Annotated in this window: 29 protein-coding genes, 1 tRNA gene and 1 riboswitch; of the genes, 17 read left to right on the top strand and 13 right to left on the bottom strand. The window is 70.2% G+C overall.

The genetic code is table 11. The annotated features are described in order from the left end of the window. Window positions 1–91: 91 nt before the first annotated feature. Window positions 92–1507, top strand: coding sequence for an FAD-binding oxidoreductase (locus ACFW6B_RS01785; RefSeq protein ID WP_386591297.1), 1416 nt, complete (start codon window positions 92–94; stop codon window positions 1505–1507). A 29-nt stretch (window positions 1508–1536) separates the two neighbouring features. On the opposite strand, the gene ACFW6B_RS01780 is transcribed toward ACFW6B_RS01785, so the two are convergent. Further along, window positions 1537–2055 (bottom strand): SsgA family sporulation/cell division regulator, encoded by a 519-nt coding sequence (locus tag ACFW6B_RS01780; protein WP_386591296.1) that lies wholly within the window; start codon window positions 2053–2055, stop codon window positions 1537–1539. Between the two features lie 279 nt (window positions 2056–2334). On the opposite strand from ACFW6B_RS01780, the gene ACFW6B_RS01775 reads away from it, so the two are divergent. Further along, a complete protein-coding gene (locus ACFW6B_RS01775; protein ID WP_386591295.1) occupies window positions 2335–4047 on the top strand; it encodes an RDD family protein in 1713 nt (570 codons plus the stop codon). Window positions 4048–4110: 63 nt separating this feature from the next. Further along, on the top strand, window positions 4111–4812 hold the full coding sequence (locus ACFW6B_RS01770; RefSeq protein ID WP_386591294.1) for an RDD family protein: 702 nt from the start codon (window positions 4111–4113) through the stop codon (window positions 4810–4812). A 128-nt stretch (window positions 4813–4940) separates the two neighbouring features. Here the strand turns inward: ACFW6B_RS01770 and ACFW6B_RS01765 are convergent, their stop codons facing one another. Continuing rightward, window positions 4941–5252 (bottom strand): hypothetical protein, encoded by a 312-nt coding sequence (locus ACFW6B_RS01765; protein ID WP_386591293.1) that lies wholly within the window; start codon window positions 5250–5252, stop codon window positions 4941–4943. Between the two features lie 439 nt (window positions 5253–5691). On the opposite strand from ACFW6B_RS01765, the gene ACFW6B_RS01760 reads away from it, so the two are divergent. Together ACFW6B_RS01760 and ACFW6B_RS01755 are read left to right on the top strand one after the other, a co-directional pair. Then, window positions 5692–8046, top strand: coding sequence for an immune inhibitor A domain-containing protein (locus ACFW6B_RS01760; RefSeq protein WP_386591292.1), 2355 nt, complete (start codon window positions 5692–5694; stop codon window positions 8044–8046). 132 nt (window positions 8047–8178) lie between these two features. After that, the gene (locus ACFW6B_RS01755; RefSeq protein ID WP_386591291.1) at window positions 8179–8514 is read left to right on the top strand and encodes a hypothetical protein; all 336 of its coding nucleotides are present in this window, start codon (window positions 8179–8181) and stop codon (window positions 8512–8514) included. A gap of 42 nt (window positions 8515–8556) precedes the next feature. On the opposite strand, the gene ACFW6B_RS01750 is transcribed toward ACFW6B_RS01755, so the two are convergent. Together ACFW6B_RS01750 and ACFW6B_RS01745 are read right to left on the bottom strand one after the other, a co-directional pair. Beyond that, window positions 8557–9141 (bottom strand): isochorismatase family protein, encoded by a 585-nt coding sequence (locus ACFW6B_RS01750; RefSeq protein ID WP_386591290.1) that lies wholly within the window; start codon window positions 9139–9141, stop codon window positions 8557–8559. A 267-nt stretch (window positions 9142–9408) separates the two neighbouring features. Further along, complete coding sequence (locus ACFW6B_RS01745; RefSeq protein ID WP_386591289.1) at window positions 9409–10737, bottom strand: nicotinate phosphoribosyltransferase; 1329 nt, start codon at window positions 10735–10737, stop codon at window positions 9409–9411. Between the two features lie 118 nt (window positions 10738–10855). Between ACFW6B_RS01745 and clpS the strand changes: the two genes are divergently transcribed. From clpS to ACFW6B_RS01710, 7 genes are all read left to right on the top strand, one after another. Beyond that, window positions 10856–11173: an ATP-dependent Clp protease adapter ClpS gene (clpS, locus tag ACFW6B_RS01740; RefSeq protein ID WP_386591288.1), complete on the top strand. Its 318-nt coding sequence runs from the start codon at window positions 10856–10858 to the stop codon at window positions 11171–11173. Window positions 11174–11226: 53 nt separating this feature from the next. Beyond that, window positions 11227–11832, top strand: coding sequence for a DUF2017 domain-containing protein (locus ACFW6B_RS01735; RefSeq protein ID WP_386591287.1), 606 nt, complete (start codon window positions 11227–11229; stop codon window positions 11830–11832). A 343-nt stretch (window positions 11833–12175) separates the two neighbouring features. Beyond that, window positions 12176–13627, top strand: coding sequence for an amino acid permease (locus ACFW6B_RS01730; protein WP_386591286.1), 1452 nt, complete (start codon window positions 12176–12178; stop codon window positions 13625–13627). Between the two features lie 111 nt (window positions 13628–13738). Continuing rightward, the gene (locus ACFW6B_RS01725; RefSeq protein WP_386591285.1) at window positions 13739–14161 is read left to right on the top strand and encodes a Mov34/MPN/PAD-1 family protein; all 423 of its coding nucleotides are present in this window, start codon (window positions 13739–13741) and stop codon (window positions 14159–14161) included. A 79-nt stretch (window positions 14162–14240) separates the two neighbouring features. Continuing rightward, window positions 14241–14342, top strand: a complete 102-nt coding sequence (locus ACFW6B_RS01720) for a putative leader peptide (protein WP_386591284.1) — start codon at window positions 14241–14243, stop codon at window positions 14340–14342. A gap of 112 nt (window positions 14343–14454) precedes the next feature. Next, window positions 14455–14733, top strand: coding sequence for a MoaD/ThiS family protein (locus ACFW6B_RS01715; protein ID WP_386591283.1), 279 nt, complete (start codon window positions 14455–14457; stop codon window positions 14731–14733). Window positions 14734–14750: 17 nt separating this feature from the next. Then, window positions 14751–15701, top strand: a complete 951-nt coding sequence (locus ACFW6B_RS01710) for a PLP-dependent cysteine synthase family protein (protein WP_386591282.1) — start codon at window positions 14751–14753, stop codon at window positions 15699–15701. A gap of 125 nt (window positions 15702–15826) precedes the next feature. Here the strand turns inward: ACFW6B_RS01710 and ACFW6B_RS01705 are convergent, their stop codons facing one another. Next, window positions 15827–16300 carry a type II toxin-antitoxin system PemK/MazF family toxin gene (locus ACFW6B_RS01705; protein WP_386591281.1) on the bottom strand — a complete coding sequence of 158 codons (474 nt, stop codon included), beginning with the start codon at window positions 16298–16300 and terminating at the stop codon, window positions 15827–15829. Window positions 16301–16552: 252 nt separating this feature from the next. Here ACFW6B_RS01705 and ACFW6B_RS01700 point away from each other — a divergent pair, with 252 nt between their 5' ends. Then, a complete protein-coding gene (locus ACFW6B_RS01700) occupies window positions 16553–17305 on the top strand; it encodes an MBL fold metallo-hydrolase (protein WP_386591280.1) in 753 nt (250 codons plus the stop codon). A 72-nt stretch (window positions 17306–17377) separates the two neighbouring features. Here ACFW6B_RS01700 and ACFW6B_RS01695 read toward each other — a convergent pair whose 3' ends face one another. Further along, complete coding sequence (locus ACFW6B_RS01695; protein ID WP_386591279.1) at window positions 17378–18625, bottom strand: PTS transporter subunit EIIC; 1248 nt, start codon at window positions 18623–18625, stop codon at window positions 17378–17380. Between the two features lie 263 nt (window positions 18626–18888). After that, window positions 18889–20175: a PTS transporter subunit EIIC gene (locus tag ACFW6B_RS01690; protein ID WP_386591278.1), complete on the bottom strand. Its 1287-nt coding sequence runs from the start codon at window positions 20173–20175 to the stop codon at window positions 18889–18891. Between the two features lie 173 nt (window positions 20176–20348). Between ACFW6B_RS01690 and ACFW6B_RS01685 the strand changes: the two genes are divergently transcribed. The 4 genes from ACFW6B_RS01685 to rdgB all read left to right on the top strand — a co-directional run bounded on the left by ACFW6B_RS01685 (window position 20349) and on the right by rdgB (window position 22800). After that, window positions 20349–20582, top strand: coding sequence for a glucose PTS transporter subunit EIIB (locus ACFW6B_RS01685; protein ID WP_386591277.1), 234 nt, complete (start codon window positions 20349–20351; stop codon window positions 20580–20582). A 168-nt stretch (window positions 20583–20750) separates the two neighbouring features. Then, window positions 20751–21497, top strand: coding sequence for a ribonuclease PH (gene rph / locus ACFW6B_RS01680; RefSeq protein ID WP_386591275.1), 747 nt, complete (start codon window positions 20751–20753; stop codon window positions 21495–21497). 146 nt (window positions 21498–21643) lie between these two features. Next, window positions 21644–22042 (top strand): hypothetical protein, encoded by a 399-nt coding sequence (locus tag ACFW6B_RS01675; RefSeq protein ID WP_386591274.1) that lies wholly within the window; start codon window positions 21644–21646, stop codon window positions 22040–22042. Between the two features lie 155 nt (window positions 22043–22197). Then, entirely contained in the window at window positions 22198–22800 is a 603-nt protein-coding gene (rdgB, locus tag ACFW6B_RS01670) for an RdgB/HAM1 family non-canonical purine NTP pyrophosphatase (RefSeq protein WP_386591272.1), read from the top strand. Between the two features lie 61 nt (window positions 22801–22861). Here rdgB and ACFW6B_RS01665 read toward each other — a convergent pair. From ACFW6B_RS01665 to ACFW6B_RS01640, 6 genes are all read right to left on the bottom strand, one after another. Continuing rightward, window positions 22862–22945 (bottom strand) — tRNA-Leu (locus ACFW6B_RS01665). Between the two features lie 49 nt (window positions 22946–22994). Then, window positions 22995–23480 (bottom strand): HNH endonuclease, encoded by a 486-nt coding sequence (locus ACFW6B_RS01660; RefSeq protein ID WP_386591271.1) that lies wholly within the window; start codon window positions 23478–23480, stop codon window positions 22995–22997. Further along, window positions 23480–24139 (bottom strand): HNH endonuclease signature motif containing protein, encoded by a 660-nt coding sequence (locus ACFW6B_RS01655; protein WP_386591270.1) that lies wholly within the window; start codon window positions 24137–24139, stop codon window positions 23480–23482. Before ACFW6B_RS01655 ends, ACFW6B_RS01660 begins: the two co-directional genes overlap by 1 nt. 97 nt (window positions 24140–24236) lie before the next feature. Beyond that, complete coding sequence (locus tag ACFW6B_RS01650; RefSeq protein ID WP_386591269.1) at window positions 24237–24557, bottom strand: DMT family transporter; 321 nt, start codon at window positions 24555–24557, stop codon at window positions 24237–24239. Between the two features lie 34 nt (window positions 24558–24591). After that, window positions 24592–24660: riboswitch (guanidine-III (ykkC-III) riboswitch) on the bottom strand. A 49-nt stretch (window positions 24661–24709) separates the two neighbouring features. Continuing rightward, window positions 24710–25012, bottom strand: a complete 303-nt coding sequence (locus tag ACFW6B_RS01645) for a GroES family chaperonin (protein WP_386591383.1) — start codon at window positions 25010–25012, stop codon at window positions 24710–24712. A 97-nt stretch (window positions 25013–25109) separates the two neighbouring features. After that, window positions 25110–25448 (bottom strand): DUF3618 domain-containing protein, encoded by a 339-nt coding sequence (locus tag ACFW6B_RS01640; RefSeq protein WP_386591268.1) that lies wholly within the window; start codon window positions 25446–25448, stop codon window positions 25110–25112. Window positions 25449–25499: the final 51 nt, after the last annotated feature.

The raw sequence follows: 25499 nt of genomic DNA, 5'->3' as shown, positions 1-25499 counted from the left end.
GCCGCTCACTGTGCGTCAATACGAAGACCGCACCCGGGCACGCGAAGCCCCGCGCGAATGGGTTCACACCGATGGCCCCGGGTGCGACCCTGTGATCATGAGCCGTACCGAAGCCCCGCGCGACGAGGACACGGCAGCCGCCGGCGGCCTCACCGGCCGTCTGCTGAGCGGACTGCCGGCCGACGCCGTCCTCACAGACCCGGACGTCACGGCCTCCTACGCCAACGACATGGCGAGCTTCTGCGAGGCGGGCGCACCCGCCGTGGTCGTCCTGCCGCGCACGGTCGAACAGGTCCAGCACGTCATGCGCGTCGCGACCGAACTGCGCGTCCCCGTCGTCCCGCAGGGCGCCCGCACCGGTCTGTCCGGGGCGGCCAACGCCACCGACGGCTGCGTGGTGCTGTCCCTGGTGAAGATGGACCGCATCCTGGAGATCAACCCGGTCGACCGCGTCGCCGTCGTCGAACCCGGCGTCGTCAACGCCGCGCTCTCCCGCGCCGTGGGCGAACACGGCCTGTACTACCCGCCGGACCCCTCCAGCTGGGAGACGTGCACCATCGGCGGCAACATCGGCACGGCCTCCGGCGGCCTGTGCTGCGTGAAGTACGGGGTGACCGCCGAGTACGTCCTCGGCCTGGACGTCGTCCTCGCCGACGGGCGGCTGATGTCCACCGGGCGCAGGACCGCCAAGGGCGTCGCCGGCTACGACCTCACCCGCCTCTTCGTGGGCTCCGAGGGATCCCTCGGCATCGTCGTACGGGCGGTCCTCGCGCTGAGGCCGCAGCCGCCCCGACAGCTCGTCCTGGCCGCCGAGTTCGCCTCGGCGCGGGCCGCGTGCGACGCCGTGTGCAGGATCATGGAGGGCGGTCACGTCCCCTCCCTGCTCGAACTGATGGACCGTACGACCGTCAAGGCCGTCAACGACCTCGCGCACATGGGCCTCCCGGAGACCACCGAGGCGCTGCTGCTCGCCGCCTTCGACACCCACGACCCGGCGGCCGACCTCGCCCTGGTGGGCGCCCTCTGCGAGGCCGCCGGCGCGACCCAGGTGGTCCCCGCCGAGGACGCCGCCGAATCCGAACTCCTGCTCCAGGCGCGGCGGTTGTCGCTCACCGCGCTCGAAGCGGTCAAGGGCACCACGATGATCGACGACGTGTGCGTCCCGCGCTCCCGGCTCGGCGACATGCTCGACGGCATCGAGCGCGTGGCGGAGAAGTACGCGCTGACCATCGGCGTCTGCGCGCACGCGGGCGACGGCAACACGCACCCCACCGTCTGCTTCGACGCAACCGATCCCGACGAGTCCCGGCGCGCCCGCGAGTCCTTCGACGAGATCATGGCCCTCGGCCTGGAACTCGGCGGCACGATCACCGGCGAGCACGGCGTGGGCGTGCTGAAGAAGGAGTGGCTGGCCCGCGAGCTCGGCCCGGTGGGCATGGAGATGCAGCGGGCGGTCAAGGCGGCCTTCGACCCGCTGGGCCTGCTGAACCCCGGCAAGCTGTTCTGAGGACCCGGTGCCGGCCGTCCGCCGGTCCGTCAGGACCGCTCGTCGTCCGCCGACTCGTCGGAGGGCCAGGGGTCGCGCAGCCACAGGTCGTCGGGGGACGGCGCTCCCGTCCGGTCGAGCGGGGCCGGGAGCCGCGGGGACGGCGCGAGCAGTTCGGCCAGACCGGCGTCCATGCCGAGCTGCCCGGCCTCGGTGCCCGGCGGGACCGCCCTGAGGGTGCGCTCCAGCCAGGCGGTGATCTGCGCGGCGGGCGCTTCGAGCAGCGCTTCTCCGTGCGGCGAGCTCAGCGCCATCAGGACGACGCCGCGGCCGCCGACCTTCGTCGGCCACACCCGTACGTCGCCGTGACCGCACGGCCGGAACACCCCCTCGACGAGCAGCTCGCGGGCGAAGGTCCAGTTGACGGGACGGTCGGAGTGGACGTGGAAGGAGATGCGGACGGCGTACGGGTCGTCGGCGCGGTAACTCAGGCGCGCCGGAACCGGGATGCTGTGTTCGGGCGACAGGACGAGATGAAGTTCCAGTTCGCGTTCCACCACGGTGTGCATGTCGATGCCCTTCCCTTCGTCGTACGGGCTCCTGCGGACGGGCCCGTACGAGTGGAGAGCGCCCCGCGCCGCGACCATTACGCGGGTTCGGAGAATTCTTTCGGGCCGTTCCCGCGTCCCTTCGGGCACACCGCGGTACGGCCCCGGGCGTCCGGCCGGGAGAGGGGGCGCAACGTTGCCCGAAAGGAGTGGGTACGGCCGGACCGGCCGTGACGCGTGCGCGGGTCTGGTAGATGTGGACGTCCCACACGACCCCCGAGCAGATACGGGACGACGGACATGAGCGCCCCAACCCCGGCCCCCGGTGAAGACAGGCCCCGCGAAGGGTATTACCCGGACCCCTCCATCCCTGGATACGTCCGGTACTGGAACGGTGCCGCCTGGGTGCCGGGCACGAGCCGCCCGGCGCCGTCGGGCGGCGAGGCGCTCTCCCCGCCGCCCGGCGCGCGTCCCGCGCACGTGCCCGCTCCGGCGTCGTCCCCCGAACTCCCGGACCCGCGCGGGCAGTCGGGCGCCCCCGCCGTGGAGGAGACGGGTCCGCACTTCTTCGACGAGGACCCGCAGCCCCGGCGCGCCGCTTCCGCCGACTCCCAGCACGGCAGCCGGCCCGGACCCGCCGCCTCGTGGGGCGCCGACCGTTCCCGGCAGTCCGGTTTCGGCGGCGGCCAGGACCGCCGGGTGTCCTGGGGCTCGCCCGGGACGTCCGAGACCCGTGACCCGCGTGTCGCGGGACCCGCCGACGCGGTGAGCCAGCCGGAGGGGGCGTCGGCCCGCGCGGACGGCACGACGACGATCCCGCCCGCCGACTCCGGCACCGCCTCCCCGCCTCCGGCGTCCGCGGGGCCCGTGGTCTTCCGCAGACCGAACAGGCCGGTGCCGTCCGGGGGGCCGAAGGACGCGGGGGGCGGTACGAGCCGTACCGGTGAGGCCGGTCCGGACCCCGCGTCCGCCGCCGACGCCCCGGTGTTCCGCGCGCCCTCCCCGCGTACGGAGGGGCAGGCCGGGGGCACGGCCCCGACGGGTGTGCCGGACGTGTCCACCACGCCCGGCCCCTCCACGGCACCGGCCGCCTCCGGGTCGTCCACCGCCCCCGGCCCTGGGGCGCCCGAGTGGCCCGCGGCACCTGCCGCGTCGGGGCCGTCGGCCGCGTCCGGACCGGCTGCCGGGGCCGGTCCGTCCGCCGTACCGGGGGCCGACCCCTCCGGCGCACGCACGGGAGGCCCGACGGCCGGCCCGTCGGCCGCCTCCACCGCGTCGCCCGGAGCCGGCCAGGGTGCCGTTCCCCCGGGCGCCGGTGCCCAGGCCGCCGCCTCCGCCCCCGTCGTTCCCCAACAGCCCGGCGGATCCACCCCCATGGCCTCCGGGGCCGGGGGCGGTCAGCCCTCCTGGGCCCAGCAGGTGCACCAGCTCGCGGGCGACCCCGCCGACGAGGGACAGCGCGTCGCGCCGTGGAAGCCGCCGGTCGAGGACCCCTTCCAGGCCGCCGCGCGCCGGCAGGCGGCGGCCCGCCCGGCCGGTCTCGGCCGGCGGCTGGCCGCCCGGCTGCTGGACACCGTCGTCATCGCGGGCGTCACCGCGGCGGCGGCCGTACCGCTGGGCACCATGGCCGTCGACCACATCGACGAGAAGATCGAGACGGCCAAGCTGTCCGGCGAGAAGGTCACCGTCTGGCTCCTCGACGCCACGACCGCCTCCTGCCTCGGCGCCGTCCTCGCCGTGCTGCTCGTCTTCGGCGTCCTCTACGAAGTCCTGCCCACCGTCAGGTGGGGCCGTACCCTCGGCAAGAAGCTGTGCGGCATCGAGGTGCGCGACATAGAGGGTCACGAACCGCCCGCCTTCGGAAGGGCGCTCGGCCGCTGGCTCGTCCTCAGCGTGCCGTCCCTGCTGGTCGTCGGTCTCTTCGGCGTCGTGTGGTGTCTGTTCGACAAGCCCTGGAACCAGGGCTGGCACGACAAGGCGGCGCACACCTTCGTGGCGGGCCCCGCCCGGTGATCCGGTACTCCGGACGGCCCTTCGCCGGATGCGGAGCCGGGGGGTTCGCGGTCGACTCGGGCCATGAGCAGCGAACCGCCGCCCCCGGGCCCCGGCAGGCCACCGGACGACGACCCGTTCAAGAAGCAGCCGCCGCCCGGTGAGGGCACGGGTTCCCCGTACGACCCGCCGCCCCCGTCCGGCGACCGCACTCCGCCCTACGGCAGCGAGCCGCCCCCGTTCGGCGGCGGACCCTACGGCGGGGGCGACGGCCCGCCCCCGGGGAGCGGCGCCCCCTATGGCGGCGGGGGGCCCTACGGAGGCGACCCGCTCGCCGGGATGCCGCCGCTCGCGGACAGCGGGAAGCGGGTGCTGGCCAGGATCCTGGACATGATCCTGGTGGGCCTCGTGGTGTGGCTGCTGTCCTGGGCGATCGGGGTCACCGAGTACGACGTGGACTCGAACCGGATCGACTACGGCAAGTCGCTCGGGCAGTCCCTGGTGGCCGCGGTGCTCTACGTGACCTACGACACCGTCATGATCAGCAAGACGGGGCAGACCTTCGGCAAGCGGCTGTTCAACCACCGGGTCGCCGACCTCGACAACGGCTCCACGCCCTCCGTGCAGACCTCGCTGGTCCGCGCCCTGGTGCTGTGGATCCCGTTCGCGTTCTGCTGCTTCTGCGTCTGGACGGCGATCGCGGGCGGCTGGAGCTTCTTCGACAAGCCTTACAAGCAGGGCCTGCACGACAAGGCGGCCAAGACGGTGGTGGTCGACACCGGCTGACGGACGCCGGACAGGGCGCGGGGCGCACACCGGAACGGCGGTTCCGCGGACCACGGAACCGCCGTTCGGGTACGGGACCGAGGCGCCCGGGGCGTCGCCGGTCCGCAGGAGAACGGGTGTGCCGGCGCCTACGCGGCTTCGGGCCCCGCGGGTTCGCGCACCGGCTCGGGCGCGGAGGACACGGAGGAGACGGAGGACACGGAGGCGGACACGGACGCGGTCTCGCGCCGCGCCGGCACTCGCTCGTGGACGACGGCCTCGGCTCCGGGCTTCGGCAGCGGGACCGTCATGGCCACCAGCAGTCCGAGAGCGAGCGCCGAGAGGGTGATCAGCACGATCCCCAGACTCGAACTCGTCTGTGACAGCAGCAGCATGGCGAGGGTGGAGAAGATCACGGTGCAGGAACCGTAGGCGAGCTGTGCGGCGGTCGGACGAGGCATGGCAATCGTGTCCTCGGATGGGGGTTCTCCCCCCGGTGCCTCTCGCGGTGGGGGAGGGGGCGGATGGATGTCGGGGTGGGACAACGGTGTCGACGCGGCTGTCCGCCGGTTCCCGACGCTTCGCCGATCGACTCTATTCGCCTGCATGCCCGAGTGGAACGTCCGGTAAGCGTGACCTTACCCACGGTGCCGGTGCACGGGGGGCGCACGGATTCACCGACCCTCTCAAGTAGGCCTGAAGGCGCGCCTGTCGAGAGGTTTCGGAGCCGTCCGGATACCGAACTGGTGCTCCGCATAATGCACTTGCCAGGTTCAAGTCAAGATCTGTTTTTTCTTCTGTAACTCCGGTCAAATGTCGTCACTTGAATCGCGTAGACGCGCGCGGACCTCCATGACCCGGAACCCCCTCCGCGCGAACGTGCGCGGGGGAGGACATCAAGTGACCAACAGACCATGGACGTTCAGAGCGGCCGCGGTGGGCGTCGCCCTCGCGGCGGCCACCGCCACGTTCTCGACGTACGCCGTGGCGCAGGCCGACTCGGCCGCCGCGTCACCCGTCGTGGACCGCCACGACCCCCAGCCGGTCAGGAACACGGTCGACCACGACCTCGAGGGCCCGCTGAGCAAGACCCAGGACGCCCAGCGCCAGGAGGCGCTGAACCAGGTGATATCCGGCGACGCCAAGGTGCAGAAGCGCAACGGCTCGCAGGTCGTCCAGCTCAAGAGCAAGAAGGGCGACAGCAAGTACGTCGAACTCGGCCGCGAGAAGACCGACAAGATCTTCACGATCCTGGTCGAGTTCGGCGACAAGACGGACCCGAAGTACGGCGGCACCGCCGGTCCGCTGCACAACACGATCGCCAAGCCGGACCGCAAGAAGGACAACAGCACGGCCTGGCGGGCGGACTACGACCAGAAGTACTTCCAGGACCTCTACTTCGGCACCGGCAAGAACGTCGAGTCGATGAAGAAGTTCTACGAGGCGCAGTCCTCGGGCCGCTACTCGGTGGACGGCAAGGTCGCCGACTGGGTCAAGGTCCCCTACAACGAGGCGCGTTACGGCAACAACGCCTGCGGCGACACGAACTGCCCGAGCGTGTGGAACGTCGTCGGCGACGGTGTCACCGCCTGGGTCGCCCAGCAGAAGGCGGCCGGCAAGTCCGACGCCGCCATCAAGACGGAGCTGGCCGGCTTCGACCAGTGGGACCGCTACGACTTCGACGCCGACGGCAACTTCAACGAGCCCGACGGCTACATCGACCACTTCCAGATCGTGCACGCCGGTGAGGACGAGTCCGCCGGGGGCGGCGTCCAGGGCACCGACGCGATCTGGGCCCACCGCTGGTACGCCTTCGGCACCGACGCGGGCGCCACGGGTCCCGCGGACAACAAGCTCGGCGGCGCGCAGATCGGCGACACCGGCATCTGGGTCGGCGACTACACCGTCCAGCCGGAGAACGGCGGACTCGGCGTCTTCGCCCACGAGTACGGCCACGACCTCGGTCTGCCGGACCACTACGACACCGCCGGCGGCGACAACTCCACCGGTTTCTGGACCCTGATGTCCTCCGGTTCGTGGCTCGGTACCGGCAAGGACTCCATCGGTGACCTCCCCGGCGACTTCAACGCCTGGGACAAGCTCCAGCTCGGCTGGCTGAACTACGACACCGCCAAGGCCGGCAAGCAGTCCACGCACAAGCTGGGCGTCGCCGAGTACAACACCTGGAACAAGCAGGCGCTCGTCGTCGACCTGCCGAACAAGGCGGTCACGACCACGGTCGTCAACCCCGCCCAGGGCTCGTCCCAGTGGTGGAGCGGCAGCGCCAACAACCTGAAGAACACGCTGACCCGTTCCGTGGACCTCACGGGCAAGTCGTCGGCGAAGCTGACCCTCGACGGCTGGTACGACATCGAGGCGAACTACGACTACCTCTACACCGAGGTCTCGACCGACGGCGGCGCCAACTGGACCGCCCTGGACGGCACGGTGGACGGCGCCGCCATCCCGCGTGACGGCAGCGACAAGCCCGTCCTCACCGGCACGGTCGACGCGTACAAGAAGCTGGTGTACCCGCTCGACGCCTACGCGGGCAAGAAGTTCGACCTCCGCTTCCGCTACACGAGCGACGGCGGTGTGGCGCAGAAGGGCTTCGCGGCCGACGAGATCACCGTCACCGCCGACGGCGCCACGCTCTTCTCGGACAACGCCGAGACGGCCGACGCCGCCTGGACCGCCGCCGGCTTCTCCCGCATCGGCGCCTCGTTCACCAAGGACTACGCGCAGTACTACCTCGCGGAGAACCGCCAGTACGTCTCGTACGACAAGACCCTCAAGGTCGGCCCGTACAACTTCGGCTTCTCGACGACCCGTCCGGACTGGGTGGAGCACTACGCGTACCAGACCGGCCTGATGATCTGGAAGTGGGACACCTCGCAGGCGGACAACAACACCAGCCAGCACCCGGGTGTCGGCCTCGCGCTTCCGGTCGACTCGCACCCGAAGGCGCTGTGGTGGGAGAACGGCAAGCTGATGCGCAACCGCATCCAGGCCTACGACTCGCCGTTCAGCCTGTACCGCACGAGCGGTATGACGCTGCACAGCGCGGACGTCGCCACGAAGATCCCGTCGTCGAAGGGCGTGTCGGTCTTCAACGACCACACCAGCGACTACTACGACAACCGGAACCCGACCGGTGGCGTCGAGGTCACTGACACCAACACCAAGATCGAGATCGTGAAGCAGGCCAAGGACGGCTCGACGATCTCCCTCAAGGTCGGCCCCGCGGTGAAGTAAACAGCATTTCCGCAGGTCAGAAGCGTATCGGCGGCAACCCCTGGCGGGTTGCCGCCGATCGTGTTTAGGTGCCTCCTGTGCCTGGCTTATTGACACCGACATCGACATCCACACACACGGGGGTGTGACCGCATGGCCGCAGGAGGTTTCTGCAGACTGCCCAACGGCAGCGTCGTGGTGGCGCTGAACCTGCCCAGCCCGGCGGGTCCGGCGGGCGGCTGCGTGCGCTTCCTGGTCCTCGCCCCGAACCGCGCCCGAGCCCTGACCAGGCTGCGCAACCTGGGCCTGCGCGCCGTCTACCTCCGGGGCAACGCGGCCCCGCCCACCCCCGACGAGATCACCGCGGTCCTGCACCATCCCGACGGGCTCATATGGCGCACGGCCCCCGAGAGCGGTGTCCCCGGGCTCACCCAGGAGCTGTGGCACCCGGCCAGGACCCTGCTCAGGCGCCCGGCACCCCAGCCGTGACCACGGGGGAGCGCCCCGGTCCCGCGGGGCCGGGCGGCCCGGTCACACCACGGGCTTGCCCGTGAGCTCGACCCCCGCGGCGCGCATCTCCTCCAGCGCCCGCTGGGTGGTCTCCTCCGCCACCCCGGCCGTCAGGTCCAGCAGGACGGTCGTGCGGAAGCCCTGCCGCGCCGCGTCCAGGGCGGTGGCCTTCACACAGTGGTCGGTCGCGATGCCGACCACGTCCACCTCCCCGATACCGCGGGCGCGCAGCCAGTCACCCAGCGGCAGCCCGTTCTCGTCGGCGCCCTCGAAGCCGCTGTACGCCGCCGCGTAGGCGCCCTTGTCGAAGACCGCGTCGATCGCGCCGGAGGCCACGGCGGGGGCGAAGTTCGGGTGGAAGCCCACCCCCTCGGTGCCGGCCACGCAGTGCGCGGGCCAGGAGTGCACGTAGTCGGGGTTGTCGGCGAAGTGGCCCCCGGGAGCGATGTGCAGGTCGCGGGTGGCGACCACGTGCCGGTAGCCGGCCGGGGCCTGCCCGATCAGCTCCGTGACGGCGGCGGCCACGTCGGCGCCCCCGGCCACCGCGAGGCTGCCTCCCTCGCAGAAGTCGTTCTGCACGTCTACGACGATCAAGGCGCGGCGCATGGGTTGTGTCCTTCGGCTATGGGTGCGGCAGACAAGGGTGCGGGCCCGGCCGTTGAACTTCCGAGCCTAGAGAGTTCCGGGGTGGAGCGGGAGGGGGCGTTCGGCTTCGGCGGCGCGCTCGGGCACGCTGCCGTTGCATTCCCGCTCACCGAGGGTTCATGCGCGGTGCCACTCCGGTAACGCCCGCACCACCCGTCCCGGGCGTCCCAGAGGTGTCCGGGGCGGACGCATGCAGATCCGGGGCGGACGTATTCGGAGGTGTCCGGGTCAGACGTACTCGGTGGGGATCACCGGCTCGCCGCGCGAGAGCTGGGTCGCCGACAGCGGCAGCCGGGCGAGGGCCTCCGCGTGCCGGTCGCGCACGACGTCCAGCGGCTCGCGGGAGCGGACCTGTCCGCCCTCGACCAGCCGGACCAGGAGCTGCCGGTCGGCCAGCTCGGCGGGCACCGGTCCGACGCCGATCACCTCGGCCTCCGCGACCCCCTGCTCGTCCAGGCGGCGCGCGGCCCACTTGCGGCCGCCGATGGACGTCTTGCCGCCCGTGGACTTCTTGGCCACCGGCTCCAGCGGCGCCTGCGGGTCGGCCGACCCGGCGCGGGCGACCAGCTTGTAGACCATCGAGCACGTCGGATGGCCGGATCCCGTCACCAGCTGGGTGCCGACGCCGTACGCGTCCACGGGGGCCGCCGCGAGCGAGGCGATGGCGTACTCGTCGAGGTCGGAGGTCACGACGATCTTCGTCTCGGTCGCGCCCAGCTCGTCGAGCTGCCGGCGCACCCGGTGGGCGACGAGCAGCAGGTCGCCGGAGTCGATGCGCACCGCGCCGAGTCCGGTCCCGGCGACCTCGACGGCCGTGCGGACCGCCTCGGCGACGTCGTAGGTGTCCACGAGCAGGGTGGTGCCGCGGCCCAGCGAGTCCACCTGGGCGCGGAAGGCGTCCCGCTCGTGGTCGTGCAGGAGGGTGAAGGCGTGCGCGGAGGTGCCCACGGTCGGGATGCCGTAGCGGAAACCGGCGGCCAGGTCGGAGGTGCTGGTGAACCCGCCGACGTACGCGGCCCGTGAGGCGGCCACCGCGGCCAGCTCGTGGGTGCGCCGGGCGCCCATCTCGATCAGCGGCCGGGTGCCCGCGGCGGAGGACATGCGGGAGGCGGCCGCCGCGATGGCGGAGTCGTGGTTGAGGATCGAGAGGATCACCGTCTCCAGGAGCACGCACTCCGCGAAGCTGCCCTCGACCCGCAGGATCGGGGAGCCCGGGAAGTACACCTCGCCCTCGGGGTAGCCCCAGACGTCCCCGCCGAAGCGGTAGGAGGCGAGCCACTCCAGGGTCGGCTCGTCCACGATCCCGCGTTCGCGCAGGAAGCCGAGGACGTCCGGGTCGAACCGGAAGTTCTCGACGGCGTCCAGGACGCGTCCGGTGCCCGCGACCACTCCGTAGCGCCGCCCCTCGGGCAGACGGCGGGTGAAGACCTCGAAGACCGAGCGCCGCTCGGCGGTCCCGGCCGCGAGCGCGGCCCGCAGCATCGTCAGCTCGTACTGGTCGGTGAAGAGCGCCGTAGACGGAACAGCCACCGGCAACCCAAGGTCCGCTGTGTTCATGGCGGGATCGTACCCCCATTTCGTCAGTCTGACGATTTCTGTCGGGAGCGGCGGTTCCCGGGCGTCCGGACCCCGGTCGCCGGGGTCGTTTATGCGACTGGCCCCCTGTGGTGGGAGCATGGGCGGTGTGACGGCTCCCGCACCTCTAGAGATCGAGAAGACCGAGTCGGCGGAGGAGGTCTTCGCCGTACCCGAGCCGGACGTCCCCTGGGTCACGATCGTCCACAACGACCCGGTCAACCTCATGAGCTACGTGACGTATGTCTTCCAGACGTACTTCGGCTACTCCAAGGACAAGGCCAACAAGCTGATGATGGACGTCCACCACAAGGGCCGGGCCGTCGTCTCCAGCGGTACGCGCGAGGAGATGGAGCGCGACGTGCAGGCCATGCACGGCTACGGTCTGTGGGCCACCCTCCAGCAGGACCGGAAGTAGCCGGCCCCCTGTCAACCGACCGCCCGCAGGACCGGAAGTAGCGAACTCACTCCATGCCAGGACACTTCGAACCGCTCCCCGGCGGCGGCGCGGCCGTCGCGCTCGACGAGGTCGAGATCTCCATCATCCGCTCCCTCGCCGTCCAGCTCCTGGAGCTCATCGGTCCCGGCCCCGCGGAGGACGCCTCCGCCGATCCGCTCGCCGAGCTGTTCGCCGAGGGCCCCAGCGAGCCCCCCAGTGACCCGGTGCTCAGGCGTCTGTTCCCCGACGCCTACAGCGGCCCCGGCGTCACGGCCGACACGCCCGAGCGGGCCGAGGAGCAGCGGGCGCACTCCGCCGAGTTCCGCCGCTTCACCGAGAACGACCTGCGCGCGGGCAAGCGGGAGAACGCCCTCGCGGTGATCCGCTCGCTGGACGCGCTGACGCCCGGCGGTGACGGCGGGGCGGTCCTGGAGCTGACCCCCGCGCAGTCCGAGCAGTGGCTGCGCGCCCTGAACGACCTGCGCCTGGCCATCGGTTCGCGGCTCGACGTCGTCGACGAGGACGACACGGACCGTCTCTACCGCCTCCCCGACGAGGACCCGCGCAAGCCGATGGTGATGGCGTACCTGTGGCTGGGCGGCCTCCAGGAGACCCTGGTCGCCACCCTCGTGCCCTGATCCGGCAGGGCCCCTCACCAGGCACGACAACCTGAGTGTTCGCTCAGAGGACGCTCAAATCCGAATAACGATCGCGTCACCGAAACCGCACCCTTTGGGGTGCGGTTCATCGTTTTGTCCGGTTCTTCCTGTGTTCTGCGCGACATCACCCGTAGCCGATCAACGCCGCCGCCGTGATAAATCTTCACGACCGCCCGGCAGGACACCACCCACGTCCCGCCGGGTGCGCCACCAGCCGGCGGATCGCCGGCCAGGCAGCAGGCTCCACCTGTCCGGGGGGATCGGAAGCCGATTCGAAGCCGAGGGACTGGCTCGTACCGGTATGGAGAAAGGCGCACCAGACATGACCTCATCGCAGGTCGACAAGCAGTACGACGGCAGTGAGGCCGTGAACGGCGACGCCCCCGAAGAGGGGTACGAGCGCGGGCTCGGCAGCCGTCAGGTCCAGATGATCGCGATCGGCGGCGCCATCGGCGTCGGCCTCTTCCTGGGAGCCGGGGCGAACATCGCCAAGGCCGGCCCCAGCCTCATCCTGATGTACGCCCTCGCGGGCGCCATCGTCTTCTTCATCATGCGGGCGCTCGGCGAGCTCCTGCTCTACCGCCCGGTCTCGGGATCCTTCGCGGAGTACTCCCGCGAGTTCCTCGGCCCGTTCTTCGGCTACTTCACCGGCTGGACGTACTGGCTGATGTGGGTGGTCACCGGCATGGCCGAGCTCACGGCCGCCGCCATCTACGTCCACTACTGGTTCCCGGACGTCCCCCAGTGGGTGACCGCGCTGGTCTTCCTGGTCGTCCTGTTCGTGGCGAACCTGATCTCCGTGAAGCTCTTCGGAGAGATCGAGTTCTGGTTCTCGATGGTCAAGGTCACCGCCCTGATCGGCATGATCGTGATCGGCCTCGGCGTCCTGACCTTCGGTTTCAGCTCCGCCGGTGACACCGCCGCCGTCAGCAACCTCTGGGCGTTCGACGGCTTCTTCCCCAAGGGCATCGGCTCGTCGCTCATGACCCTCCAGGGTGTCATGTTCGCCTACCTCGCCGTGGAGCTCGTCGGCGTCACCGCGGGCGAGTCCGAGGACCCCGAGAAGACCCTCCCGAAGGCCATCAACACCCTCCCGTGGCGCATCGCCCTCTTCTACGTCGGTGCCCTCACGGTCATCCTCTGCGTCGTGAAGTGGACGGAGTTCGCCCCGGGCGTCAGCCCCTTCGTCGCGGCCTTCGCCAAGATCGGCATCCCGGCCGGCGCCGGCATCGTCAACTTCGTGGTCCTCACCGCCGCCCTGTCCTCCTGCAACTCGGGCATGTACTCCACGGGCCGCATGCTGCGGAACCTGGCCGAGAGCGGCGAGGCCCCCAAGGTCTTCAGCAAGCTGTCCTCCACCAAGACCCCCGCGTTCGGCATCACGATCTCCGTGCTCTTCATGGGCATCGGCGTGATCCTGAACTACGTCGTCCCGGAGAAGGCCTTCGGCTACGTCATGTCCATCGCCACCGCGGCCGGCATCTGGACCTGGCTGATGATCCTGATCAGCCACGTCCTCTACCGCCGCGCGGTCGTCGCGGGCCGGCTGCCCGCCTCGTCCTTCCCGGCGCCGGGCGGCTCGGTGTGCAGCTGGATCGCCATCGTGTTCCTGCTCTTCGTCACCGGCCTGATCGCCTACGACGCGGACTCCCGCGTCTGCCTGTACGTCATGGCCGGCTGGGCCGCCGCCCTGGGCGTCGGCTGGATGGTCCTCAAGGCACGCAACCCCCAGGTCACCGAACGCCGCGAGCCGGAGCTCGAGAAGGTCGGCTGACCGCCACCACGGACGCCCGGCCCCCCGGGCCACCGCTCAGGACGTCCGGCATACGGGCCGTCTCGTACCACGCCTCGGTACGGGACGGCCCTTCTGTCTATCCTGACCAGCATGCTGACCATCACCGAGGCCCTGTTCGACCAGATCGTCGCCCACGCGCGCCAGGACCACCCCGACGAGGCGTGCGGCGTCGTCGCGGGCCCCGCCGGCACCGGCCGCCCCGAGCGCTTCATCCCCATGCTCAACGCGGCCCGCTCGCCCACGTTCTACGAGTTCGACTCCGGCGATCTGCTGAAGCTCTACCGCGAGATGGACGACCGGGACGAGGAGCCCGTCGTCATCTACCACTCGCACACCGCGACCGAGGCCTACCCCTCCCGCACCGACCTCTCCTACGCCAACGAGCCCGGCGCGCACTACGTCCTGGTCTCCACGGCGGACACCGACGACGCCGGCCCCTTCCAGTTCCGCTCCTACCGGATCGTGGACGGCGAGGTCACCGAGGAGGAGGTCAAGGTCGTGGAGAGCTACTGATCTCATCCATCGACCCAAAAGCGTCCAGCATGCGAGATCACACTCCGGAGTCCGTACCGGGAATCGATACGATGAGCCCATGGTTCTGAACGACGTGAGCGAGAAGACGCCGGGCACACTGCTCGTGGCGCGGCTGCACGTCGACCTCTGCAGGCTGCAGAGCGCCATCTGTACGCACTGACCTGCCGCCGTACGGCCGGAGAGCCGCGGCCCCGCAACCGGTGTACCCCTGCCCTGCCCGCGCTGCCGCGCGTCGTCCGACCTGACTTTCCTTCCGACAGGAGCCCGCAACCATGGCCATCGAGGTCCGCATCCCCACCATCCTCCGCACCTACACCGACGGCGAGAAGGCCGTCGAGGGCGGCGGGGAGACCCTCGCCGAGCTGTTCACCGACCTCGACACCCGTCACACGGGCATCCGGGACCGGATCGTGGACAACGGCGAGCTGCGCCGTTTCGTCAACGTCTACCTCAACGACGAGGACGTCCGCTTCCTCGACGGCATCAACACCAAGCTCACCGACGGCGACAGCGTCACCATCCTGCCGGCCGTGGCCGGCGGCATGGCCTGATCGGACCCTGGTCACCGATGCGCTACGACTCCCCGCTCGCCGCGGTGGGCAACACCCCCTTGGTGCGCCTGCCGCGGCTGTCGCCGTCCGCGGACGTCCGTATCTGGGCGAAGCTGGAGGACCGCAACCCGACCGGTTCCGTCAAGGACCGGCCGGCCCTCCACATGATCGAGCAGGCAGAGAAGGACGGCCGTCTGACACCGGGCTGCACGATCCTGGAGCCGACCAGCGGCAACACCGGCATCTCCCTGGCCATGGCGGCGAAGCTCAAGGGCTACCGCATGGTCTGCGTGATGCCCGAGAACACCTCCCAGGAACGCCGTGACCTGCTCGGCATGTGGGGCGCCGAGATCATCTCCAGCCCGGCCGCAGGCGGCTCCAACACCGCCGTGCGCGTCGCCAAGGAACTCTCCGCGCAGCACCCCGACTGGGTGATGCTCTACCAGTACGGCAACCCGGACAACGCCGGAGCCCACTACGCCACGACGGGCCCGGAGATCCTCGCCGACCTCCCGTCCATCACCCACTTCGTGGCGGGCCTCGGCACCACCGGCACCCTCATGGGTGTCGGCCGCTACCTGCGCGAGCAGAAGCCGGACGTCAAGATCGTCGCAGCGGAGCCGCGCTACGACGACCTGGTCTACGGCCTCAGGAACCTGGACGAGGGCTTCGTGCCGGAGCTGTACGACGCCTCGGTCCTCACCACCCGCTTCTCCGTCGGCTCGGCGGACGCGGTCACCCGCACCCGGGAACTCCTCCAGCAGGAGGGCATCTTCGCGGGCGTCTCCACCGGGGCCGCGCTGCACGCCGCGATCGGCGTCGGCAACAAGGCCGTCAGGGCCGGGGAGTCCGCCGACATCGCCTTCGTGGTCGCCGACGGCGGCTGGAAGTACCTGTCGACGGGCGTCTACACGGCGGCCACGACCGAAGAGGCCATCGAGACGCTGCAGGGCCAGCTCTGGGCCTAGGTCCGGACAGGTCCTGGGGCACACAGGACGAACCCAGGGGCGCGCGGACCGGTCGACGGTTCCCGCGCCCCTCGGCGTCTCCGCGGAACCGCCGGAGCGCCCCGGCCCGCCGGGCGGCCGAAGCCTCAGCCCGCCAGATAACGGACCTGGTCCCACAGGACCGGGTCCACCACGCCGACCCGCCGCCGGAAATCGCCGACGGGCACCTCCCGCAGCTCGTCCGTCTCCAGGAAACTCGGCCGCCCCTGCGCGTCCCCCACGGCCCCCGGCGGCAGCGGGATCACCCCGGGCCGCTCGTCGTGGTACTTGCTGGTGATCTTCGCGACGGTCACCCGTTTGCCGCGCACCACCAGCACCAGGCACGGCCGGTCCTTGGCCCCCGGGCCGTCCTCGTAGGGAACGTTCGCCCACCAGATCTCCGCCGCCCGCGGCAGCGGCCCGTCCCGCCGGGTCCCGCCCGGTCGGGGTCCCCGCCCCCGCCCCGGCGGACGCGTCCGCCCGGACGGCCGGCGCCCGCGGCGCCCCCAGCCGTCCACCAGCGCCGCCACCAGCGCGAGCAGAACCACCGCCGCCAACGCGAGCCACCAGGACGTGTCCACAGCACAGAAGGTACCGGCGCTCGTGTGCCCCCGCCCGCCCTGCGGTCACCCGGCATCCGCGGGGGCGGCGTCCGAACTGATCCAAACACCGCCCCTCACGTCCATCCGAACCGGTGACAGCACAGGTGAGTTCGCCCACAACAGCCCCTGGCGGAGGAGCGACCGGCCGTTTCGCGCCTTACGCTCGACGGACCGCACGACCCCCGTCCTCCCCCTTTCCAGCCGCTACCCGCCAGCGGAGGTTTCTGCTTTATGAAGCTCACCGTCGTCGGCTGCTCGGGGTCGTTCCCGTCCGCGGAATCGGCCTGCTCGAGCTACCTCGTCGAGGCCGACGGCTTCCGGCTGCTTCTCGACCTGGGCAACGGTGCCCTGGGAGAGCTGCAGCGTCACTGCGGTCTCTACGACCTCGACGCGATCTTCCTGAGCCATCTGCACGCCGACCACTGCATCGACATGTGCGCCTACTTCGTCGCGCGCTACTACCGGCACGACGGCGGCCGCTGCGACCCCCTCCCGGTCTACGGTCCCGAAGGCACCGAGCACCGTCTCACCACGGCCTACGCCGACACCCCCACCGCCTCGTCCATGAGCGAGGTCTTCGACTTCCACACGGTCAAGCCGTCCACGTTCGAGGTCGGCCCCTTCACCGTGCACACCGAACGGGTGGCGCACCCGGTGGAGGCGTACGGCATCCGGGTGGAGCACGGCGGACGGTCGTTGACGTACTCCGGTGACACCGGGGTGACCGAGACCCTGGACGAACTCGCCCGCGACACGGACCTGTTCCTGTGCGAGGCCGCGTTCACCCACGGCAAGGAGAACATCCCCGGCCTCCACCTCAACGGCCTCGAGGCCGGCGAGACCGCGGCCCGCGCGGGTGCCCGCCGCCTGGTCCTCACCCACATCCCCCCGTGGACGGACGCCGGCACCAACCTGGCGGACGCCCGCTCGGCGTACGACGGCCCGGCGGAACTGGCGGTGCCGGGGGCCACGTACGAGGTCTGAGGCCCCGCGGAGCGCGCGAAGGCCCCCGGAACCATCGGGTTCCGGGGGCCTTCCGCCGTGCTGGGGGAGGGCTCACGCCTTGGTGAGGTCCTCGATCTCCTCCTCGGGCTCACGGCCCGGGGTGGGGAGGTTGAACTTGGTGATCGCGAAGCGGAAGACCGCGTAGTAGATCGCCGCGAAGACCAGGCCGATCGGGATGATCATCCAGGGCTTGGTGGCCAGGTTCCAGTTGAGCGCGTAGTCGATGAAGCCCGCGGAGAAGGTGAAGCCCGCGTGGACACCGAGTGCCCAGGTGATCGCCAGGGACAGGGCGGTCAGCACCGCGTGGATCACGTAGAGCAGCGGCGCGATGAACATGAACGCGAACTCGATCGGCTCGGTCACGCCCGTCACGAAGGAGGTCAGCGCCAGCGAGATCATCATGCCCGTCACGGCCTTGCGGCGCTCGGGGCGGGCGGAGTGCGCGATGGCGATCGCGGCGGCCGGCAGACCGAACATCATGATGGGGAAGAAGCCCGACATGAACTGTCCGGCGGTCGGGTCGCCGGCGAAGAACCGGTTGAGGTCACCGTGGACGACGTCACCGGCGGAGTTCGTGAAGTCACCGATCTGGAACCAGGACACGGTGTTGACGAACTGGTGCATGCCGACCGGGATCAGCGCGCGGTTGATGAGGCCGAACAGACCCGCGCCGACGGCGCCCAGGCCGGTGATCCACTCACCGAAGTTCGAGATGCCCTCGCCGATCGGCTCCCAGACCAGACCGAAGAAGACGCCCATGGCCGTGCCGACGAACGCCATGATGATCGGCACCAGGCGGCGGCCGTTGAAGAAGCCGAGCCAGTCCACCAGCTGCTTGCGGTGGTAGCGCTGCCACAGCACGGCGGACAGCAGACCCATGACGATGCCGCCGAGGACACCGGGGTTGTTGTAGGTGGCCGCTATGTCCGCGCCCGCCTGGACCTTCGCCTCGGTGACGGGGAACGCCTTGAGGACGTTGCTGTAGACCAGGAAGCCGACCAGGGCCGCGAGGGCGGTGGAACCGTCCGACTTCTTGGCGAAGCCGATCGCGACACCGACGCAGAACAGCAGCGACAGGTTGTCGAAGATCGCACCGCCGGCCGTGGCGAAGACCGCCGAGACCTTGTCGGGCAGGTTCAGCTTGTCGTGGACGTCCTGCTGACCGAGTCGCAGCAGGAGACCCGCCGCCGGAAGGACGGCGATCGGCAGCTGCAGGCTGCGGCCGACCTTCTGCAGGCCCTGGAACAGGCTGGTTCCCCGCTTCTTCGCGGGTGCCGCCGATGCGGTGGCGGTGCTCATAGTTCCTCCATGCAATGGCGCTGCCGGGGCGACAGGAAGGTAGGGCAGGGGTCGGCAGCGACCATGTGGTCTACACCAGCAGTGGTGTAGACCTGTTTCTAGCATGGTGAAGGCTGGATAAGGAAGGCTTGATTTTTATCTACCGGCCGTAACCGGAATAACTTGCTCCGGTCGAGGGGCGGGACATGCCGGAGGCCCCCGGACCAGCAGGTCCAAGGGCCTTCCGTGCGAGGGGTCTTCCGGGGAAGCGGCGGGCGCGGCGGCTACGCCTTCGTCGTGTCCTCGACCTCCTCCTCCGGCTCGCGCCCCGGAGTCTTCAGGTCGAACTTCGTGATCGCGAACCGGAAGATCACGTAGTACACCACCGCGAAGCACAGCCCGATCGGAATGATCAGCCACGGTTTCGTCGCCAGGTTCCAGTTGATGATGTAGTCGATCAGGCCTGCCGAGAAGCTGAACCCGTCGTGCACCCCGAGCCCCCATGTCACCGCCATCGACACGCCCGTGAGCACCGCGTGCACCGCGTACAGCAGCGGGGCGATGAACAGGAACGAGTACTCGATCGGTTCGGTGATGCCCGTGACGAACGACGTCAGCGCCACCGACAGCATCAGGCCGCCCACCTCCTTGCGGCGGTGCGGCTTCGCGGTGTGCGTCATCGCGAGCGCCGCCGCCGGCAGCGCGAACATCATGATCGGGAAGAAGCCCGTGAGGAACTGCCCCGCGTCCGGGTCGCCCGCCAGGAACATGTTGATGTCGCCGTGCACCTCCGTGCCGTCCGGCTTGACGTAGGTGCCGAACTGGAACCAGATGGGCACGTTCAGGAACTGGTGCAGACCGATCACCAGCAGCGCCCGGTTCGCCAGGCCGAACACGCCCGATCCCCACGCCCCCAGGCCCACCAGCCAGTCGCTGAAGTTCTCCAGCCCGTCACCGATCGGCGGCCAGACCCACAGGCACAGGACCGCGAACGCCATGGACACGAACGCCATGATGATCGGCACCAGACGGCGGCCGTTGAAGAAGCCCAGCCAGTCCACCAGCTTCGTACGGTGGTAACGCTGCCAGAAGAACGCCGACATCAGCCCGATGATGATGCCGCCGAACACCCCGGGGTTCTGGTAGGTGAACGAGACGACCGAGTTGTCCTCCAGCTGGCACCCCAGCGCGATCTTGACGCTTCCGCCCGGGCAGGTCTCCGGGAACGCGCGCATCACGTTGTAGTAGACGAGGAAGCCCACGACCGCCGCCAGCGCCGTCGAGCCGTCCGCCTTCTTCGCCATGCCGATGGCCACGCCGACGCAGAACAGCATCGGCAGCCCGAGGTTGCCGTCCAGCAGCGCGCCACCCGCCGCGCCGATCACCTTGGACAGGTTGTCCCAACCGAGCCCGTCCGCGCCGAACACGTCCGGCTGGCCGAGCCGGTTGAGGATGCCCGCGGCCGGCAGCACCGCGATCGGCAACTGCAGGCTGCGGCCCATCTTCTGCAGACCCTGGAAAGCCTTGTGCCAGCGTGCGCGTGCTGGCGAAACGTCACTTACGGCGCTCATGGGAGTCCTCCGGGCGGGCCGGTTTGGCGACGGCCCGCCGACTGGTGTAGACCAGTCGGCGACGGGTCGCTCTGTCGTGATCGCCATCTTTCGGCACCTACGACACGACCGCTCGCGAAGTTGGGCCAATTGTGGGTTACTGCGACAAAGCGGTTCTGATCAGGGAGTAGGACATGGCCACCAAGGCTGAGAAGATCGTCGCCGGACTCGGCGGCATCGAGAACATCGAAGAGGTCGAAGGCTGCATCACCCGCCTGCGCACCGAGGTCAACGACCCCTCGCTCGTCAACGAGGCCGCCCTGAAGGCCGCCGGCGCCCACGGCGTCGTCAAGATGGGCAGCGCCATCCAGGTCGTCATCGGAACCGACGCCGACCCCATCGCCGCCGAGATCGAAGACATGATGTGACCTGCACGACCCGCTGAAGCCACCCGCCCCCGCGAGCCGCACACCGCTCCAGGAGCCGCACCGGCTTCGGGGCCGCACCGCTTCAGGAGCCGCACCGGCTCACCCGTGAGGGGCTGTTTCCGCCACCGGCGGACAGCCCCTCACCCGTGTGCGGATAGGCTCGGCGCCATGTCTCGCATCGACGGCCGCACCCCCGAACAGCTGCGCCCCATCACCATCCAGCGTGGCTGGAGCAAGCATGCCGAGGGCTCCGTCCTCGTCTCCTTCGGCGACACCAAGGTCTTCTGCACGGCCTCCGTCACCGAAGGCGTCCCCCGCTGGCGCAAGGGCAGCGGCGAGGGCTGGGTCACCGCCGAGTACTCCATGCTGCCCCGCGCCACCAACACCCGCGGCGACCGCGAGTCCGTCCGCGGCAAGATCGGCGGCCGCACCCACGAGATCAGCCGCCTCATCGGCCGCTCCCTGCGCGCCGTCATCGACTACAAGGCGCTCGGCGAGAACACCATCGTCCTCGACTGCGACGTCCTCCAGGCCGACGGCGGCACCCGCACCGCCGCCATCACCGGCGCGTACGTCGCCCTCGCCGACGCCGTCACCTGGGCCCAGGGCAGGAAGCTCGTCAAGCCCGGCCGCAAGCCGCTCACCGGCACGGTCTCCGCGGTCTCCGTCGGCATCGTCGGCGGCGTCCCGCTCCTCGACCTCCGCTACGAGGAGGACGTCAAGGCCGACACCGACATGAACGTCGTGTGCACCGGCGACGGCCGCTTCGTCGAGGTCCAGGGCACCGCCGAGGCCGAGCCCTTCGACCGCAAGGAGCTCAACGCCCTGCTGGACCTCGCCGTCGCGGGCTGCGGCGAACTCGCCGCCATCCAGCGCGCGGTACTCGAAGAGGCGTCGGAAGCAACCGCGGGTTAACCCTTAGCGTTCTTATGGGTACGGGCGTACGGTCCAGCCGTGCGCCCACCGGCCCCTCCGGGCGGATCGGGCCGACCGCACTGCGGACCGGTGCGATGCGGTCGGTGTGGCCGCACCACACCACGCCCACGGGGAGGGACCGTTCCATGGCCGCGCGCCACCGCAATCGCCGCCGTACCGCCGTACTCGCCGCCGTCGCCGCACTCGTCGTCCTGCCGGCGGCCGTCGGCTGTGACGCCGTCAGCAAGGCGCTCGACTGCGTGCAGACCGCCGACGCGATAGCCGACAGCGTCACCGATCTCCAGCAGGCCGTCGAGAGCGCGGCGAACGACCCGTCGCAGACCGACGAGTCCCTCGACGCCATCGAGAACAACCTCGACAAGATCGGCGACCAGACCGACAACGCCGACGTCGACAAGGCGGTCGACGAGTTGAGCAAGGCCGTCGCGAACGTCCGCACGGCCGTCAAGAACGGCGACGCGACACCCGACATCAGCCCCGTCACGGCCGCGGCGGGCGAACTGACGAAGGTGTGCACGCCGTAACGCCTCCCGGCTGACCGGACACGTCCGGGCCCGGCCGGAACCCGGCCCCGGACGTCTCCGGGGCCGGGAGCCGCGGGTCATCGGGAATCCGACCCCAGCCGGTCTGCGGGCCGTCGGAAACCGGTGCCGGGGCGGACTCGGCGATACTGGCGGGCATGACCCGCCTGATCCTCGCCACCCGCAACGCCGGAAAAATCACCGAGTTGAGGGCGATCCTCGCCGACGCAGGACTCACCCACGACCTCGTCGGCGCGGACGCCTACCCCGACATCCCCGACGTCAAGGAAACCGGCGTCACCTTCGCCGAGAACGCCCTGCTGAAGGCCCACGCCCTCGCCCGGGCCACCGGTCTGCCCGCCGTCGCCGACGACTCCGGCCTGTGCGTCGACGTCCTGAACGGCGCCCCCGGCATCTTCTCCGCCCGCTGGGCAGGCCGCCACGGCGACGACCGTGCCAACCTGGACCTGCTCCTCGCCCAGCTCTCCGACATCGACGCCCCGCACCGGGGCGCCCACTTCGCCTGCGCGGCGGCGCTCGCCCTGCCCGACGGCACGGAACGCGTCGTGGAGGGCCGCCTGCTCGGCACCCTCCGCCACACCCCCGCCGGCACGAACGGCTTCGGCTACGACCCGATCCTCCAGCCGGAGAACGAGTCCCGCACGTGCGCGGAACTGACACCGGAGGAGAAGAACGCGATCAGCCACCGCGGCAAGGCGTTCCGGGCATTGGTACCGGTGGTACGGGAGCTGTTGGGCTGAGGCTCTGGGTGACGAAGGGTCGGCTCGCAGATTCTGCGAGCCGCCCCTTCGATTGGAGGCGTGCGGCCGGTGGGACTCGAACCCACATGGGATTGCTCCCAGGTGCCCCTAAAACACCCGCTTATGCCAATTCAGCAACGACCGCCAGTTGCCAGCCATGGTAGCGGGCTGACGGTCATGGCGCTGCTGCGCCTTCACCGCCTACGTCGCCGATCGCCTCCGCGGCACCAGGTGTTGGTTATCGCATGACAGTTGGGGCACAGCAGCCGCAGATTCTCGCGCCGGTTGTCACGCCAGTCGCCGTTGATGTGATCGACTTCCAACGTCATGGGTTTCCCGAGCCATACGGGGCCGACGCCGCACGTGGCGCACTGCTCGGGGACGCCCGCTGCGCAGAGGGCACGCCGCAAACGGGGGGTCTTGATCCGATGCATGCCGTCGTGGTGTACGAGAACATCCTCAACGGGGCGTGCGGTCGGGCTCGGCTTTCCTCGCTGATGGGCCTGGCCGAGAAAGTGCGCGGTCGTGAGGGCGTCCTCGGCGATCCACTTGCGCAGCTTCGCGCGCTGAGAACCGTTGTCCGCGCGCCCGAGGCGGCGCAGCGCTTCCGCGATCGAGAACGATTCGGTGATCGCCACTCGCAACTCGTCGTGCGTGGGTCGGGCGCGCCTGGTGCTCATCAGGCACAGCCTTTGACGTGGTGCTTGCCCCGTCCTCGGTAAGTATCCGTTGTGGAGTGGCAGTTGGGGCAAAGGAGGCGCAGATTCTCGATCCGGTTGTCGCGCCAGTTGCCGTCGATGTGGTCGACCTCGAAGGGGAGTGGTTCCCCCATCCAGAACGGTTCGATATCGCACAAGGCGCAGCGTTCCTCGATGCCTAGTTCCCGCATGGCTCTCTTGAGTCGTTGTCCCGGGATGCGCCTGGCGTCTGCCGACTCGTCCTCGACGAGGATCTCTTCGGCGCTCCGGCGGCGCTGGTTGTGCCTCATCCGTTCGGTTTGGACCCGCGCTGCGAAGTGAGAGGTGTCAATCCCGCAGGCCTTGATGCGTCTGGCGATGTTGACCTGGTGGCCGCCGACCGAGGCAAGTCCGAGTCGGCGTACGACTTCGCTGACGCTTACGGACACGGCGACCACGGGTTCAAGGACCTCCCGCGTCCACTTGACCCCCTCCCGTTCGAAGTGGGAAGTGTCCACCCCCAGCTTCTTCATCCGTTCCCGGATGTAGTTCCGCCTGGAACTCCCTGGATCCACCCCCAACTTCCCCAGTGCCTCGGACAGTGTTCGCGACGTCCGAGCCGCCGCTGTCAGGCGTTCCTTGGTGTACGGGCTGACCGGCATTGCCCCCTCCGTTCCGATCGCGCGTTCGCGATCTCGTACGGGCTAACGAACCGTTTATCGGACGGTTACGCCCGGTGAGGGGGTGGTTCGGGGAGGGTCAGTGGCCCGAGGTGGCCTTCAGGCCCACCACCGAGGCCAGGAGCAGGCAGATGAAGAAGATGCGGGCCGCTGTCGCGGGCTCGTCCAGGAGGGTCATGCCGAGGATCGCGGCGCCCGCCGCGCCGATGCCGACCCAGACGCCGTAGGCGGTGCCGATGGGGAGCGTCCTGGCCGCCTGCGACAGCAGGACCATGCTCGCGACGATGGCCGCGCCGGTCAGGACGCTGGGGAGCGGGCGGGTGAATCCGTCGGTGTACTTCATCCCGACCGACCAGCCGACTTCGAGCAGACCGGCGACGATCAGCAGGATCCAGGCCATGACGGGTACCTCCGGGAGACGACGGCTCGGCAGGGGTGCGTCGTCTTTGCGGACCCGGTACGGCGCGTCTCGTCGGGGTCCTTCCACCGTAGCAAGGAACGGCGGAAGGGGCCGGTGACCATGGTCACCGGCCCCTTCCGGAGGCGTGTGTCCTACAGGTAGAGGCCGGTCGAGTCCTCGGACCCCTCGAAGCGGTCCGCGGCCACGGCGTGCAGGTCCCGCTCGCGCATCAGCACGTAGGCGATCCCGCGCACCTCGACCTCGGCCCGGTCCTCGGGGTCGTACAGGACCCGGTCGCCCGGCTCCACCGTACGGACGTTCTGCCCGACCGCGACGACGTCGGCCCAGGCGAGGCGGCGGCCGACGGCGGCCGTAGCCGGGATCAGGATGCCGCCGCCGGAGCGCCGCTCGCCCTCGGTGGCGTCCTGCCGTACCAGCACGCGGTCGTGCAGCATCCGGATGGGCAGCTTGTCGTCATGGGTGCTGTGCGTTTCACGGTTGGTGCTCACGCCCCGAACCTACCTGTCCCGGCCGGTTTCGTACGCGGGCGGGTCAGCCCTTGCGCCGCCGCGTCCCGAGGACGAGCAGCCCGACGAGTCCCACCGCGACGAGGGCCACCGGCACGATGCGCTCCAGCCGGGGCGCGCCGTCCTCCGAGACGAACTGGCCCTTCACGTCGCCGACGACGCGGTTGACGCCGACGTAGGCGCGTCCCAGGGTGTGGTCGATGTTCGAGGCGACCCTCGCCTTGGCGTCCCCGACGATCGTCTTCGGGTGCACCCGTACGCCGATCTCGTCGAGCGTGTCGGCGAGCGTTGTGCGGCGGTGCTTGATGTCCGCCTCGATCTGCGCCGGAGTCCTGGTATCCGGCGTTCTCGACGTATCCGACACCGCGCTGCCTCCGTGGTCGTGTAGTGACTCCCTGATTCGGACAGTCTGTCA

Origin of the sequence: Streptomyces sp. NPDC058751 (genome assembly GCF_042746485.1) — a bacterium.
Taxonomy (GTDB): domain Bacteria; phylum Actinomycetota; class Actinomycetes; order Streptomycetales; family Streptomycetaceae; genus Streptomyces.
This window is presented reverse-complemented; position numbering and strand designations above follow the sequence as displayed.

Excerpts from the sequence above, each read along its gene's own strand:
- ACFW6B_RS01775 (WP_386591295.1), top strand. The coding sequence starts at position 2,335 with ATGAGCGCCCCAACCCCGGCCCCCGGTGAAGACAGGCCCCGCGAAGGG.
- ACFW6B_RS01730 (WP_386591286.1), top strand. The coding sequence starts at position 12,176 with ATGACCTCATCGCAGGTCGACAAGCAGTACGACGGCAGTGAGGCCGTG.
- ACFW6B_RS01735 (WP_386591287.1), top strand. The coding sequence starts at position 11,227 with ATGCCAGGACACTTCGAACCGCTCCCCGGCGGCGGCGCGGCCGTCGCG.
- clpS (WP_386591288.1), top strand. The coding sequence starts at position 10,856 with ATGGGCGGTGTGACGGCTCCCGCACCTCTAGAGATCGAGAAGACCGAG.
- rph (WP_386591275.1), top strand. The coding sequence starts at position 20,751 with ATGTCTCGCATCGACGGCCGCACCCCCGAACAGCTGCGCCCCATCACC.
- ACFW6B_RS01700 (WP_386591280.1), top strand. The coding sequence starts at position 16,553 with ATGAAGCTCACCGTCGTCGGCTGCTCGGGGTCGTTCCCGTCCGCGGAA.
- ACFW6B_RS01770 (WP_386591294.1), top strand. The coding sequence starts at position 4,111 with ATGAGCAGCGAACCGCCGCCCCCGGGCCCCGGCAGGCCACCGGACGAC.
- ACFW6B_RS01745 (WP_386591289.1), bottom strand. The coding sequence starts at position 10,737 with ATGAACACAGCGGACCTTGGGTTGCCGGTGGCTGTTCCGTCTACGGCG.
- ACFW6B_RS01690 (WP_386591278.1), bottom strand. The coding sequence starts at position 20,175 with ATGAGCGCCGTAAGTGACGTTTCGCCAGCACGCGCACGCTGGCACAAG.
- ACFW6B_RS01655 (WP_386591270.1), bottom strand. The coding sequence starts at position 24,139 with ATGCCGGTCAGCCCGTACACCAAGGAACGCCTGACAGCGGCGGCTCGG.
- rdgB (WP_386591272.1), top strand. The coding sequence starts at position 22,198 with ATGACCCGCCTGATCCTCGCCACCCGCAACGCCGGAAAAATCACCGAG.
- ACFW6B_RS01685 (WP_386591277.1), top strand. The coding sequence starts at position 20,349 with ATGGCCACCAAGGCTGAGAAGATCGTCGCCGGACTCGGCGGCATCGAG.
- ACFW6B_RS01675 (WP_386591274.1), top strand. The coding sequence starts at position 21,644 with ATGGCCGCGCGCCACCGCAATCGCCGCCGTACCGCCGTACTCGCCGCC.
- ACFW6B_RS01725 (WP_386591285.1), top strand. The coding sequence starts at position 13,739 with ATGCTGACCATCACCGAGGCCCTGTTCGACCAGATCGTCGCCCACGCG.
- ACFW6B_RS01645 (WP_386591383.1), bottom strand. The coding sequence starts at position 25,012 with ATGCTGCACGACCGCGTGCTGGTACGGCAGGACGCCACCGAGGGCGAG.
- ACFW6B_RS01765 (WP_386591293.1), bottom strand. The coding sequence starts at position 5,252 with ATGCCTCGTCCGACCGCCGCACAGCTCGCCTACGGTTCCTGCACCGTG.
- ACFW6B_RS01660 (WP_386591271.1), bottom strand. The coding sequence starts at position 23,480 with ATGAGCACCAGGCGCGCCCGACCCACGCACGACGAGTTGCGAGTGGCG.
- ACFW6B_RS01720 (WP_386591284.1), top strand. The coding sequence starts at position 14,241 with ATGGTTCTGAACGACGTGAGCGAGAAGACGCCGGGCACACTGCTCGTG.
- ACFW6B_RS01715 (WP_386591283.1), top strand. The coding sequence starts at position 14,455 with ATGGCCATCGAGGTCCGCATCCCCACCATCCTCCGCACCTACACCGAC.
- ACFW6B_RS01750 (WP_386591290.1), bottom strand. The coding sequence starts at position 9,141 with ATGCGCCGCGCCTTGATCGTCGTAGACGTGCAGAACGACTTCTGCGAG.
- ACFW6B_RS01650 (WP_386591269.1), bottom strand. The coding sequence starts at position 24,557 with ATGGCCTGGATCCTGCTGATCGTCGCCGGTCTGCTCGAAGTCGGCTGG.
- ACFW6B_RS01780 (WP_386591296.1), bottom strand. The coding sequence starts at position 2,055 with ATGCACACCGTGGTGGAACGCGAACTGGAACTTCATCTCGTCCTGTCG.
- ACFW6B_RS01710 (WP_386591282.1), top strand. The coding sequence starts at position 14,751 with ATGCGCTACGACTCCCCGCTCGCCGCGGTGGGCAACACCCCCTTGGTG.
- ACFW6B_RS01695 (WP_386591279.1), bottom strand. The coding sequence starts at position 18,625 with ATGAGCACCGCCACCGCATCGGCGGCACCCGCGAAGAAGCGGGGAACC.
- ACFW6B_RS01755 (WP_386591291.1), top strand. The coding sequence starts at position 8,179 with ATGGCCGCAGGAGGTTTCTGCAGACTGCCCAACGGCAGCGTCGTGGTG.